At 52.1% G+C, this 13,717-nt stretch carries 14 protein-coding genes; 11 read left to right on the top strand and 3 right to left on the bottom strand.

The features are described 5' to 3' along the window. The first annotated feature begins 58 nt into the window (after positions 1-58). Both hemB and ACT53D_RS11265 read left to right on the top strand, forming a co-directional pair. On the top strand, positions 59-1,060 hold the full coding sequence (gene hemB, locus ACT53D_RS11260) for a porphobilinogen synthase (protein WP_476156233.1): 1,002 nt from the start codon (positions 59-61) through the stop codon (positions 1,058-1,060). Further along, the gene (locus ACT53D_RS11265; RefSeq protein WP_476156235.1) at positions 1,057-1,479 is read left to right on the top strand and encodes a hypothetical protein; all 423 of its coding nucleotides are present in this window, start codon (positions 1,057-1,059) and stop codon (positions 1,477-1,479) included. The genes hemB and ACT53D_RS11265 overlap by 4 nt, the downstream gene beginning before the upstream one ends. Positions 1,480-1,592: 113 nt before the next feature. Here ACT53D_RS11265 and ACT53D_RS11270 read toward each other — a convergent pair whose 3' ends face one another. Further along, entirely contained in the window at positions 1,593-2,603 is a 1,011-nt protein-coding gene (locus ACT53D_RS11270; protein WP_476156237.1) for a CDP-6-deoxy-delta-3,4-glucoseen reductase, read from the bottom strand. Positions 2,604-2,623: 20 nt separating this feature from the next. Further along, positions 2,624-3,079, bottom strand: coding sequence for an FxsA family protein (locus ACT53D_RS11275; RefSeq protein ID WP_379073856.1), 456 nt, complete (start codon positions 3,077-3,079; stop codon positions 2,624-2,626). Positions 3,080-3,136: 57 nt separating this feature from the next. Here ACT53D_RS11275 and cutA point away from each other — a divergent pair, with 57 nt between their 5' ends. The 8 genes from cutA (at position 3,137) to ACT53D_RS11315 (ending at position 10,106) form a co-directional block, all read left to right on the top strand. After that, entirely contained in the window at positions 3,137-3,445 is a 309-nt protein-coding gene (gene cutA, locus ACT53D_RS11280) for a divalent-cation tolerance protein CutA (protein WP_409934465.1), read from the top strand. A 43-nt stretch (positions 3,446-3,488) separates the two neighbouring features. After that, positions 3,489-5,261: a protein-disulfide reductase DsbD gene (gene dsbD / locus ACT53D_RS11285; protein WP_476156283.1), complete on the top strand. Its 1,773-nt coding sequence runs from the start codon at positions 3,489-3,491 to the stop codon at positions 5,259-5,261. Next, entirely contained in the window at positions 5,254-5,790 is a 537-nt protein-coding gene (locus tag ACT53D_RS11290; protein WP_476156239.1) for a TlpA family protein disulfide reductase, read from the top strand. Before dsbD ends, ACT53D_RS11290 begins: the two co-directional genes overlap by 8 nt. Positions 5,791-5,980: 190 nt before the next feature. After that, positions 5,981-6,418: a type II 3-dehydroquinate dehydratase gene (aroQ, locus tag ACT53D_RS11295; protein ID WP_275357328.1), complete on the top strand. Its 438-nt coding sequence runs from the start codon at positions 5,981-5,983 to the stop codon at positions 6,416-6,418. A gap of 32 nt (positions 6,419-6,450) precedes the next feature. Next, positions 6,451-6,903, top strand: coding sequence for an acetyl-CoA carboxylase biotin carboxyl carrier protein (accB, locus tag ACT53D_RS11300; protein WP_194749587.1), 453 nt, complete (start codon positions 6,451-6,453; stop codon positions 6,901-6,903). A gap of 112 nt (positions 6,904-7,015) precedes the next feature. Continuing rightward, positions 7,016-8,365: an acetyl-CoA carboxylase biotin carboxylase subunit gene (gene accC, locus ACT53D_RS11305; protein ID WP_194749586.1), complete on the top strand. Its 1,350-nt coding sequence runs from the start codon at positions 7,016-7,018 to the stop codon at positions 8,363-8,365. Between the two features lie 2 nt (positions 8,366-8,367). After that, positions 8,368-9,270: a 50S ribosomal protein L11 methyltransferase gene (gene prmA, locus ACT53D_RS11310; protein ID WP_194749585.1), complete on the top strand. Its 903-nt coding sequence runs from the start codon at positions 8,368-8,370 to the stop codon at positions 9,268-9,270. Next, complete coding sequence (locus tag ACT53D_RS11315) at positions 9,261-10,106, top strand: DUF3426 domain-containing protein (protein ID WP_313984421.1); 846 nt, start codon at positions 9,261-9,263, stop codon at positions 10,104-10,106. The genes prmA and ACT53D_RS11315 overlap by 10 nt, the downstream gene beginning before the upstream one ends. Before the next feature lie 11 nt (positions 10,107-10,117). Here ACT53D_RS11315 and ACT53D_RS11320 read toward each other — a convergent pair whose 3' ends face one another. Then, a complete protein-coding gene (locus ACT53D_RS11320) occupies positions 10,118-11,023 on the bottom strand; it encodes a hydrogen peroxide-inducible genes activator (RefSeq protein ID WP_476156242.1) in 906 nt (301 codons plus the stop codon). Between the two features lie 321 nt (positions 11,024-11,344). On the opposite strand from ACT53D_RS11320, the gene katG reads away from it, so the two are divergent. After that, positions 11,345-13,525 (top strand): catalase/peroxidase HPI, encoded by a 2,181-nt coding sequence (katG, locus tag ACT53D_RS11325; protein WP_476156244.1) that lies wholly within the window; start codon positions 11,345-11,347, stop codon positions 13,523-13,525. Positions 13,526-13,717 lie beyond the last annotated feature (192 nt).

The raw sequence follows: 13,717 nt of genomic DNA on the forward strand, positions 1-13,717 counted from the left end.
GCAATGATTGAAAGCGCACGCAATTTGACCAGATGCTGTGGTCAAAAAAGGAATCGATATGAGTAATCAATTTTTAGCCATCCGTCCACGCCGTATGCGCAAAGACGAATTTTCACGTCGCTTGATGCGTGAAAACGTTCTCACCACCAATGACTTGATTTACCCGGTGTTTGTGCTTGAGGGTGAAGGCGCGATTGAAGAAGTTAAATCGATGCCTGGCGTACAGCGTCAAAGCCTGGATGTGCTGCTCAAGACCGCTGAAGAGTGCGTAAAACTAGGTATTCCCGCGCTGGCTTTATTTCCGGTGGTGCCACAACAATACAAAAGCCTGGATGCCAAAGAAGCTTATAACTCTGAAGGCCTGGTGCCACGGACTGTGCGAGCCCTGAAAAAGGCTTTCCCGGACTTGGGCGTGATCACTGACGTGGCTTTAGACCCGTACACCACTCACGGCCAGGATGGCCTGATCGACGATACCGGCTATGTCCTGAATGACGAAACTGTTGAAGTGCTGGTGAAGCAGGCGTTATGTCACGCAGAAGCGGGCGCCGATGTAGTTGCGCCCTCTGACATGATGGATGGCCGGATTGGCGCCATTCGTGATGCGCTTGAAGAGCAAGGCTACATCTACACGCGAATTCTTGCTTACTCTGCCAAATACGCCTCAGCGTTTTACGGTCCTTTCCGCGATGCGGTCGGTTCAGCGGCCAATCTGGGCAAAAGCAACAAATACAACTACCAGATGGACCCAGCCAATTCTGATGAAGCATTAAAAGAAGTCGCACTGGATTTGGAAGAAGGCGCGGATATGGTCATGGTTAAACCAGGTATGCCCTATCTGGATATCGTACGCCGTGTCAAAGACGAGTTTGGCGTACCGACTTATGCATATCATGTTAGCGGTGAATACGCCATGCTCAAAGCCGCTGCACAAAATGGCTGGCTGGATGAAAAAGCCTGTGTGCTGGAAGCGATGCTTGGTTTTAAACGTGCCGGGGCGGATGGCGTGCTAACTTATTATGCGATGGATATTGCACGCTGGTTAAAAGCATCATTATGAGTGCGATTTTTGCTCAAATTCTGACTATTGTTGGCGGCTTGTTTATCGCAGCGGCAACATTCTGGTTTACTAAGAAAAAAGAGCGAGAAGCTGAGTGGCGTAAAGAAAAACTAGCTTATTACAAAGCATTTGTGGATAGTTTGAGTGGAGTGGTTAATGGCGAACATACACACCAAAACCAGAAAGAGTTTTCGAAGGCGGTGAATAATTTAATGTTATTTGCTCCTCAATTGGTGCTTAATGAGCTCTATAAATTTGTTGAAGCCATTACATTAAATAAGAACTTACCGTTAGATGAACATGATAAATTGCTAAGTGATTTGCTTTATCAAGTCCGAAAAGATGTGGGAATTTACCCACCAGATGATGTCGACACATTTATCGTACATTTGCGCTCTTCCGGTAACCATCAGCAGTAGGTTTCGCTTACCGGCGAAATAAACCTTACATAATTGATGCAAGTATTCTTCTCGATGAAGTGCGCTTTACTAATCGCCGTTGCCGCAAACGAATAAAAAACTATAGAGATTGCTTATTTAGGCGCAAACGTAAACGCATCACTATAAAACTCTTCCTCTGGTAACCCTTGCTTTACAAAAGTTTCTTTCGCAATATCCACCATGCCAGGTGCGCCGCAAGCGTAGACTTCGAATCCACTTAAGTCTGCGTGATCCTCCAACACGGCTTGATGTACCAGACCACGGCGGCCTTGCCAGCCATCGTCGTCGTGACCGTCGGAAATGACGGGGATATACTGAATGTTAGGCATAAACTGTGTCCAGCGCTGGCAGAGGTCGTCCATATACAAATCATTGATCTGGCGAGCACCGCGGTATAGGTACACCGGACGTTGAATCTGATTGAAAATCATGTGTTCTATCATGCCTTTGACCGGTGCAAACCCTGTACCACCCGCCACCATGATGATGGGTTTTTGGTTTTGCTCTCGCAGGAAAAAACTGCCGAGAGGCGCTTCCATACGCAATATGGTTTTAAGCGGCATGTCATTGAACACTTGCTCGGTAAAATGCCCACCAGCAATTTTACGGATATGCAATTCAATAAACCCTTTTTCATGTGGCGCATTGGCGATGGAGAAAGCCCGGCGGCGGCCATCCTTGAGTAAAAATTCGATGTATTGTCCAGCCATAAAGGTCAGTTGTTCAGTGGCAGGTAATTGCAGGTGCAAGACCATTACATCGTCGCCGAGCTGCTGTTTGTGTTGAATGCGTACCGGCAAAATACGCGGTTTGATGCCTTGTACCATATCGATCTGGCGGCATTCAATGACCAGGTCTTCAAGGGGTCTGGCACAGCAAAACAAAGCCATGCCAGCTGCAAGCTCGGCATCGGTCAAGGCGTTGCCTTGGTAATCATCATGCATGACTTTGCCGGTAAGCACCTTGCCTTTGCAGGCGCCGCAAGCGCCATTACGGCAGCCATAGGGTAAGTTGATACCCGCTTCAATGGCGGCTTCGAGCACGGTTTGGCTGGGGCGGACATCAAAGGTATGGCCACTGTTTTCAATCAGGACACGGTTCATAAGACGATATTTTCCAAGCGTTAATCTTTGCGGGGGAGATGCACGACATTATCTACCGGTTTGCTGTCAGGGACTTCGGTAAATTCCCCCTCAATCACCTCGTCATTCGCGCTGTGACGGTAGCGTGCATGGGGTTGTTGATGCTGCCCGCTGACGGTTGGGTTGTTGGTTGGAATCAGTAACAGAATCACGGCAATGACATCGCTAATGACGCCCGGAATCAGGAGTAATACTCCGGCCAGCAAGTTTCTGGCAGTGGAAAAGATGGCGGCTACCGGGTTGCCACCGGCCGTCATTTGCTGAAACAAGCGTGACGCGATCAGGTCTTTTTCACCACGAATCAGCTTGAGGCCCAGATAGCCGATCATGATCAGGTAGACCAAGACCCACCAGCCATAGCGCTGGCTGAGTTCGATCAGGACCGCTATCTCCAGAAACGGAAAAGCCAGTAGAATAGCAAGGATGAGAAAACGCATGTCAGAATCCTGTCTGTGAGTCAGCGCGCGATGACGCCAAAAGAGGAAATTATAATCGTGTTTACGCATGTGCCGAACAAGGCATGTGCCGAGCATATCGCGCAGACGTTGCTTACAGACAAGTTGGCGGCATGCGTCAATATTTCAAGTCCGGTCACCTCTATTTATCGCTGGCAAGGGCAGATTGAGCAAGCGGAAGAAATTGCCCTGAGCATTAAAACCACGCGGCAGGGGTATGCCGCCTGTGCGGCCAGGCTTAGAATGCTGCATCCTTATGAACTTCCAGAGATTGTAGGCATCCATGTGAGCGAGGGTTTGCCGGAATATTTGGCATGGGTAGCGGCCGAGACAGGGATGCAGGAGTGAAGCGTTGATCAAAAATGGGTTTAAAGCAGCATGGGTGCTGGTCATGCTATGCGTGATGGTGTTGCCTGTGCACGCGGCGTCACAATTCTCAAAACTATTCACTGAAGATAGCAGCGAAGATTTTTTGCCTGTCGATCAGGCATTCAAGGTCGATGCGGCACTGACAGATGCCACGCATGCCCAGATCCGGTTTACTGTAGCACCAGGCCACTATTTATATAGAGACCGCATACAACTCTTACCAGCCAGCGACACGACACAGCTCAGCTTGCCAGCTGGTGAAACCAAGCATGATCCCAATTTTGGCGAACAGCAGGTGTTTCACCACGACACCGTGGCCGAGGTCACGTTTGCAGGGGCCACCCCTCAGGTGTTGCAGGTACGCTATCAAGGCTGTAGTGAAAAAGGCCTGTGTTATCCGCCACAAACCAAATCACTTGCATTGGACGCGGTTGCCTCGGCGGATAATATTCGCAGTGCACAGCCAGTCTACGCGGAGAGTGAGGACGAGTTTTCTGGCAAGCTTTTGGCCTCTGGCCACTGGTGGCAGATTGTGGCAGGCTTTTTTGGTGCAGGCCTGTTGCTGGCATTCACCCCTTGCGTGTTCCCGATGATTCCTATTTTGTCTGGGATTATTGTGGGCAAAAATGCCCATGTGTCGCGTGGCAAGGCGTTTACCTTGTCATTGGCATACACGCTGGGCATGTGCCTCACTTATACCCTGGCTGGTGTCGCCGCCGGGCTCTCTGGGCAACTCTTGAGCAGCGCGCTGCAAACGCCTGCCGCCCTGATCATCGGCGCCCTGATTTTTGTGGTGCTCTCATTCTCCATGTTCGGCTTTTACGAGCTCAAACTGCCGTCAGCGGTTGAAAATTACTTTTTTAACTGGAGCAGTCGTTTCAAGGGTGGCCATCTGGCCAGCGATTTCTTGATGGGGGCCATATCTGCCTTGATCATCAGCCCTTGTGTCGCCGCGCCGCTGGCGGGTGCGCTGCTTTATATCAGCCAGACGCATGATGTGGTGCTGGGCGCGGTGGCATTGTTTTCATTGTCGCTGGGCATGGGTGTACCGTTATTGCTGATTGGCGCATCAGCGGGTACGGTCTTGCCCAAGGCGGGCGAATGGATGAATGTCGTTCGTCGCTTGTTTGGGGTGTTGATGTTGGCTGTCTCGGTCTGGATCGTCAGCCCGTTGCTGCCTGTGTCAGCGCAACTGGTTTTATGGGCGGCCTTGTGTATTGTCCCGGCCATTTATCTGCGCGCAATAGACCCTTTGCCTGCGGATGCGGGGAGCACCGCGCATCTTTGCAAGGGATTTGCGGTCATGTTGCTGCTTTATGGCGCCGCGCTGCTGGTGGGTGCCTGGTCGGGCGCACGCTCACCGCTACAACCTTTGCAAGGGGTCATGTCTGCTTCGGCGACGGATGTGCAAGCACTGCCATTCAAACGCGTGCAAAGTGTACAAGCGCTCGAAAATGCGCTTGCGGCCGCGCAGGGCAAACCCGTGATGCTGGATTTTTACGCAGACTGGTGTGTCTCGTGCAAAGAATATGAGCAGTTTGTCTTTAGCCAGCCAGAAGTGCGGGCTGCGCTCAAAGATGTGGTGCTGTTGCAGGCAGATGTGACCGAAAACCGGGCGGAAGATGCCGCATTGCTCAAGCGCTTTGAATTGTTCGGGCCGCCAGGGATCGTGTTTTTTGATGCGCAGGGACGGCCGTTGCAACCTGTGATCAAAGGCTATCAGGACGCCACACAATTTCTTGACCGCTTGCGCAAATTGCCTTTAAGCGCCATGGAGAAGTCTGCACATGCATAATATTGCGCGTTTGGTCATGACGATATTACTGATCGTTGTTCTCGGTAGCGGATTCCGTTGGCTTTACCTTCACCGTGATCAATGGATGACTTCTGCCCCTACTCAAACGGCGATGATGGTGCCTGACGCGGTATGGAGCGTCGGTTTGCAGGATGCTGGTGGCAGGACGTATGGGCTTTCAAGCTTTAAAGGCAAGCCTGTCATCATGAATTTTTGGGCGACATGGTGTGAGCCGTGCCGTGAAGAAATGCCCGAAATCTCAGCGCTGGCGGCCGAACACCCCGAAATTGCAGTGTTAGGCCTGGCCATTGACGAGGCAGCCGCTGTGCATGAGTTCGCGGAGAGTACGCCCGTCAGTTATCCTTTGTTAATTGCCGAGAACGAAGGCATGCCTTTGGCCGAGCAACTGGGCAACACCAAAGGCGTATTACCTTACACCGTGGTGATTTCTGCCAACGGCCAAGTGACACACACCTTCTTCGGCAGAGTCAATCGCCAAATGCTGCAAAAAGCACTCAACTTACCTTAAATGCCTGCCCAGTTCTGTGCGCAAACAGGCCGCTTATGGCTTAGGTTTGTCGCCTGATTTGTACCAGTTGCTGCCGTTTTGGCGACTTTCCATTTGTTCCAAATTGCGAATTTTACTGGACAAAATGCAATAACTTCGGCAAACTTCGACGCCATGAAGGTTGTATTTTTCTCTTTGAGAGGCATCTGAAATGGGCGCCAAATCCATCCTGGTGATACATGGACCCAACTTGAATATGCTGGGGACACGTGAGCCACAGCACTACGGTAGCCAAACGCTTGCAGATATCAACCAGCATCTGCTGGAATTGGCGCGGGCCGATCAGGTACGTCTTGAATCCTTTCAGAGCAACTCTGAGGCGGAGATCATAGAGAAAATTCATGCATTGTCTGTGAACCGGGTGGATTACGTCATTATCAATCCTGCCGCCTTCACGCATACTTCTATTGCCATCAGGGATGCCCTTTCGGCAGTGAACATTCCATTCATTGAAGTGCATCTCTCCAATGTGCATGCCCGCGAGTCATTCCGGCATCATTCTTATTTCAGCGATCTGGCAACCGCCGTCATCTGCGGTTTGGGCGCAGAGGGATACTACGCCGCCTATCGCTACATCCAACAACGCTAATAACATTTAAAACATTTACATTCGAGGCTAATATGGATTTACGCAAACTCAAAAAACTGATTGATCTGGTCGAGGAATCGGGGATTTCCGAGCTGGAACTGACTGAGGGTGAAGAGAAGGTACGTATCAGTCGCGCCATGGCACCGGGTGCTGCACCAGTGACTCAATATGTCGCTGCGCCTGTTTCCGCGCCTGCAGCAGCACCCGCAGCCGCCGCTGCTCCCGCCGTTGCAGCGGCAGAAGTGCTAGAAGGCACGGTAGTTAAATCACCGATGGTCGGTACGTTCTATCGCGCGTCTTCTCCAGATGCAAAAGCGTTCGTCGATGTTGGTAGCACTGTCAATACAGGGGACACCCTGTGCATTATTGAAGCCATGAAGCTGCTCAACGAAATTGAGAGTGAATATGCGGGCACGATTAAAAAGATTTTCGTTGAAAACGGTCAGCCTGTGGAATACGGCGAGCCTCTGTTCCTGATTGGTTAATCGTGATGGTTGAAAAAGTACTGATTGCCCGTGGCGGCGACCAGCAGCCCTCTGCGGGTTTCGCAGCAACGAAGTTTAATTGTCTAGCGGCTATTGAGACGCGGAGTAAATAATGTTCGAGAAAATCCTGATTGCCAACCGCGGCGAAATTGCCTTGCGCGTGCAACGTGCTTGTCGTGAGTTGGGGATTAAAACGGTGGCTGTGCACTCTGAGGCTGACCGTGATGCCAAATATGTGAAGCTGGCCGATGAGTCTGTTTGTATTGGCCCAGCACCTTCTGCAAAAAGCTACCTGAATATTCCTGCCGTGATCAGTGCGGCTGAAGTAACGGATGCGCAAGCGATTCACCCCGGGTATGGCTTTTTATCCGAGAATGCCGACTTTGCCGAGCGGGTTGAACAAAGCGGTTTTGTCTTTATCGGCCCCCGCGCAGAGACCATTCGCCTGATGGGTGACAAGGTGTCTGCCAAGGACTCCATGAAAGCGGCGGGTGTGCCATGTGTGCCTGGCTCAGATGGTGCGCTGAATGATGATCCGGCTGAAATCATTAAAACGGCCAAACGCGTAGGCTACCCGGTGATTATTAAAGCAGCGGGTGGTGGCGGTGGTCGTGGCATGCGCGTGGTGCATACCGAAGCCGCCTTGCTCAATGCGGTCAATATGACCAAAGCCGAGGCACAGGCTGCCTTTGGCAACCCGATGGTTTACATGGAAAAATTCCTTGAAAACCCGCGCCATATCGAGATCCAGATTCTGGCTGACCAGCATGGCAACGCCGTGTTCTTGGGTGACCGCGATTGCTCCATGCAGCGCCGCCATCAAAAGATTATTGAAGAAGCACCCTCACCCTTGTTGCCAGAAAGGCTGCGCGACAAAATTGGTGAGCGTTGTGCCGAGGCCTGCCGTAAGATTGGTTACCGTGGCGCCGGCACCTTCGAGTTCCTGTATGAAAATGGCGAGTTCTACTTTATTGAGATGAACACCCGCTTGCAGGTGGAGCATACCGTCACTGAAATGATCACGGGTATCGACCTGGTTCAGCAGCAGATCTTCATCGCTGCCGGTGAGAAGCTGCCGTTCCGTCAGCGCGATATTGTGCTCAATGGCCATGCCATCGAATGCCGGATTAACGCCGAGGATCCTTATACCTTTGTGCCTTCACCAGGCTTTATCAATCGCTTTCATATGCCTGGCGGCCCTGGCGTACGCATGGATACGCATGTGTATGGCGGCTATACCGTGCCACCGCATTATGACTCGATGATAGGCAAGCTGATTACACATGGTGCGACACGCGAACAGGCGATTGCCAGAATGCGCGTGGCCTTGTCCGAGATGTATGTCGAAGGCATTAAAACCAATACTGCGTTGCATTCTGATCTGATGGCCGACTTGGCTTTCCAGCAGGGCGGCACCAGCATTCACTATCTGGAGCAGAAGCTGGGTATCAGCTCGAAATAATTTTGCATTGGCTGTTACTTAAAATTCAATCAACCGAGCCGCAGGCCGAGGCACTCAGCGATGTGCTGATGGAGCAGGGTGCGTTGTCCGTCAGCATTGAAGATGCGCACGCTGACACCTTGGCCGAGCAGGCAATTTTTGGCGAGCCGGGGGATCCCCCGCCCGGCATCTGGCAGCAAAACATTGTCACAGCCATGCTGGATGCTGAAGCCGATGTCCAGGGTTTACTGGCCCGTGTGCAAGCCGAGCTGCAACTGGACGGTCTCAAATATCAGTTAGAGCAGATCGAGGAGCAGGATTGGGTGCGGGCCACGCAAGCCCAGTTTGACCCTATCCGCGTGACCGATAGATTGTGGATCGTGCCTTCCTGGCATGAGGCGCCGAATGCGGAGGCGATCAATATTGTGCTGGATCCGGGCCTGGCATTTGGCACTGGCAGTCATCCGACCACGCATTTGTGTTTGAGCTGGTTGGCGCAATTACCTGAAACACTGTTGCGCAGTGCCAATGTCCTTGATTACGGATGTGGCTCAGGCATTTTGGCGATTGCCGCCAAAAAACTGGGCGCCAACACCGCCACAGGCGTTGATATTGACCCGCAGGCAGTGATTGCCAGTCGTGATAACGCGCTCAATAACCAGGTCGAGGCCATTTTTTATGACTCTGCCGAATACCTGCATGAGCCGTTTGATCTGGTCGTGGCTAATATTCTCTCCAGCGCCTTGATGGTGCTGGCCCCAGTGATTGCCAAATCTTGCAAAACTGGCGGTAAAGTTGCATTATCCGGCATATTGGAGAGCCAGCAGCAGATGTTGCTGGCGCATTATGCCGAGTGGTTTGAAATGGATGCCCCCATCCAGCAAGATGGATGGGTCTTGCTGACGGGAACCAGAAAATGTCCTTGATTACGGCCTGCCCGGCCTGCCAAACACAATTTGAAGTCACTGACGAGCAATTGCAGGCCTATGCTGGCAAGGTGCGCTGCGGTGAATGTGACCATGTGTTTGATGCGCGCTCGCATTTGCTGTCGTCATCTGCTGCCACTGCTGCAAGCGAGGCGGTAGATCCCCAGCCTGCCAGCGATGCCGCGATTTACTTTCAGGTCAGTGCCGAGGCCGCACAGGCGCATCCGGTGCCTGACGAGCCGTTTGAAGCAGTCATGCCGGAGCTGTCTATTCGGCCTGACGAGGCGATTGAGCCTGAAATCCCAGCTTTTCTGCGTGACGTTTCACTCGAGGATGAGCGCCCGCAATCCCGGGTGACGCCCGCCACCCCTTGGGCATATAGCCTGCTTTCTGTCCTGCTGCTGGTGACTTTTTTTCTGCAAACACTGTATTTCTCTCGCACCACGCTTGCCGCCAGTTACCCGCACACCAAACCATGGCTGCAAGCGCTATGTAAGCCACTGCATTGTGAAGTGGGCTTGCCTAGAGATATTGCGCAATTGACGATAGATGATGCGGATATTCAAGAGCACAAGACACGCGCCGGCGTGCTGGTGTTTTCCAGTGTGCTCATGAATCACGGTGAGGTGCGACAGGCCTATCCGATGATAGAGCTGACTTTGACCAATACGGCAGATGAGCCGGTATTGCGCAAAACGCTCAAGCCGGAAGACTATCTGCCCAAGACTGTCGATGCCAGCAATGGCCTGGCGGCCTTGCAAGAGCAGTCTGCCAAAGTGTTGTTAGGCGTAGACGAAAAACTGGTAACGGGTTTTCGCGTCGCCATCGCCTACTAGTTTTTGTTCATCTAAACCGGGTCAATCTGTTGTTGCGCAGCGCCCACGTCAGCCATCACTTTTCCTAATATTTCAATCGCTTCTTTGCGCACAAAACTTTTGCGCCAGGCCAGCGCAATACGTCGGCTAGGGGCAGGGCGGGTAAACGGGATCACGCGAATCAGCGCGTTCTGATAGCGCGCAGCAGTTGCCATGGCTGGCAGCACCGTGATACCCAAATTCGAAGCCACCATATTTCTGATTGTTTCCAGCGAATTGCCCTGTAACACTTCGCCTTTACGGCTGAGCTCTGGGCAAGCCTGGGTTACCTGATTGCTGAAGCAATGACCGGTGTTGAGCAATAACACTTTCTCCTGGCTCAATTCATCCGCCTCGACCGATGTGCGCTTGGCCCAGGCGTGACTCACGGGTACGACGACATTAAAGTCCTCGTCATACAGTGGCAAGGTTTCAATGCCCGGCACATCAAACGGTAAGGCGATTACAGCCGCATCGATGAGCCCGTTTTTCAGCTGCTGCTCCAGGGTCGCCGTGATGTTTTCCTCAACCTCCAGCGGCATCTGCGGCGCTACCTGGATGAGTGGCGGAATGATTTCGGGTAACAGATAAGGCCCGACCGAGTGAATCATGCCCAGCTTGAACAGGCCGTTGAGCGGATCGTTACCGTGTTTCGCCATCTCTTTGATCTTGGCTGCTTGCTCCAGCACGATATTGGCTTGTGCAATAATCTGCTCACCAATTTCGGTGGGGGTCACCTCGTTGCGGTTACGTTCAAACAGAGAGACACCCAGCTCTTCTTCCAGTTTTTTGATACCCAGACTGAGCGCCGGCTGGGTCACAAAACATTTTTCTGCTGCGCGCCTGAAGTTTCTCTCTTGCGCCACCGCCAATACAAACTTTAATTCAATCAAGGTCATTTGCTTGTCTCGCTGTTTTCACCATCACTAGTCTATATTCATTAATTTTATTAATCAATGGTATCAAAACATACAATTATGCAAATTAAATGGTGCGCTCTAGAATGCGATGCATGGATAACAACATAAGGAGACAAGATGTGGACTTGGCTTAATCAGGAATCAGCCGTGTGGCAGGAAGCGTTAGCCGCTTACGCGGCCAGTTTTTAACTCTATAGTTTATTTTATATCAAATTATTATCGTAACAATCAAGGCGTAGTATATTTGAGTCTTGATGAATTTTTTGCCGCACTCATCAATTAACAACAAGGAGCTAATACATGCAGAATCAAAACACGGGCGCCAAGTGCCCATTCGCGCATGGCGCAATCACGACAACCGCACAAACCAATACGAATTGGTGGCCGAACGCCCTCAATCTGGATATCTTGCATCAACATGACCGTAAAACCAATCCGCTTGGTGAGTCATTTGACTATAGACAGGAAGTATCCACGCTGGATGTAGATGCGCTTAAAAAGGACATGCATGCCTTGATGACGGACAGTCAGGCATGGTGGCCTGCAGATTGGGGTCATTATGGTGGCTTGATGATTCGCATGGCCTGGCACGCCGCCGGGACTTATCGCGTAGCAGATGGCCGTGGTGGCGCAGGTACAGGTAACCAGCGCTTTGCACCACTCAACAGCTGGCCTGATAACGTCAATCTAGATAAAGCGCGCCGCCTGCTGTGGCCGATCAAGAAAAAATATGGCAACAAGATCTCCTGGGCGGACCTGATTGTACTTGCGGGCACCATTGCCTATGAGTCCATGGGTCTCAAGACTTTCGGATTCGCTTTTGGCCGTGAGGATATCTGGCACCCGGAAAAAGATATCTATTGGGGCAATGAAAAAGAGTGGCTGGCAAAAACCGGTAGCGAAGGTAGCCGCTATTCTGGTCAGCGTGACCTCGAAAACCCGCTGGCTGCCGTGATGATGGGCTTGATTTATGTGAACCCGGAAGGCGTGGATGGCAACCCTGATCCACTGAAAACCGCGCAGGATATCCGCGTTACCTTTGCCCGCATGGCGATGAACGACGAGGAAACGGTTGCGCTGACGGCAGGTGGCCACACGGTGGGCAAAGCACACGGTAACGGTCAGGCCAGCAACCTTGGTGTCGACCCGGAAGCCGCCGACGTACATGAGCAAGGGATGGGTTGGAACAACCACACCAGCCGCGGGGTGGGCCGTGATACGGTGACCAGCGGCATTGAAGGTGCCTGGACTACACACCCGACCCAATGGGATAACGGTTACTTTGCCATGCTGTTTAACCATGACTGGGAACTTAAAAAGAGCCCGGCCGGTGCGTGGCAATGGGAGCCCGTGAACATCAAGGAAGAAGACAAGCCAGTCGATGTCGAGGATCCTAGCATTCGTTATAACCCCATCATGACAGATGCGGATATGGCCATGATCAAGGACCCGATTTACCGCAAAATCTCGGAGCGATTCCGTGACGACCAGGCGTATTTCTCTGAAGTGTTTGCCCGTGCCTGGTTCAAGCTGACACACCGTGACATGGGTCCCAAAGCCCGTTACATCGGCCCGGATGTGCCGCAAGAGGATCTGATTTGGCAAGATCCGGTGCCTGCAGGTTCAGCCATCAGCGAGACAGACATTGCTGCACTCAAAGCACACATTCTGGCGAGCGGCTTAAGCACCGCAGAACTGGTCGCGACCGCTTGGGATAGCGCACGTACTTTCCGTGCCTCAGACTACCGCGGGGGCGCAAATGGTGCACGTATTCGTCTGGCGCCGCAAAAAGACTGGGTAGGCAACGAGCCCGTCAGACTGCAAAAAGTGCTGACCGTGCTCGAAGGCATACAGCAGGGCTTTGGCAAACCTGTCAGCATCGCTGACCTGATTGTCCTCGGTGGTTCTGCTGCCGTTGAGCAAGCCGCCCAAGCCGCCGGAGTGAACATCACAGTACCGTTTGTTGCAGGCCGTGGTGATGCGACGGCAGAGCAGACAGACATTGAGTCTTTTGAGGTGCTGGAACCTGTGCATGATGGTTACCGCAACTGGCTCAAGGCCGACTACGTACCCTCGGCAGAAGAAATGCTGCTGGACCGTACCCAGCTGATGGGTCTGACTGCACCAGAAATGACCGTCCTTGTGGGTGGGATGCGTGTGCTGGATACCAATCACGGTGGGAGCAAGCACGGTGTATTTACCGATCAGCCTGGTGTGCTCAGCAATGACTTTTTTGTCAACCTGACCGATATGCGCTACACCTGGGTGCCTGCTGGCAACAACCTGTATGAAGTCCGTGAGCGCAACACAGGTGCAGTTAAATGGACGGCTACCCGTGTGGATCTGGTGTTTGGCTCCAACTCCATCCTGCGTTCTTATGCCGAGGTGTATGCACAAGATGATGCCAAGCAGAAGTTTGTGCACGACTTTGTCGCCGCCTGGAGCAAGGTCATGCATGCGGATCGTTTTGATCTTAAATAATTAAAAATTTCTGTGACTCTGTCGTCATGCCAAGCGCCTTGAGGGATCAAGGCGCTTTTTTATTGATGGATTAGTATGTATGCAGACATTGGTCATGATGCGTATCACTGACATTTGCCAGGCGTAAGCAACGTGCGCCCATGCATTTTCAATCGTGAAATTTCTATGGCCACGGCAAGTCTGCAAAACTGT

The sequence above is a fragment of the Methylophilus sp. DMC16 genome, from assembly GCF_056314045.1.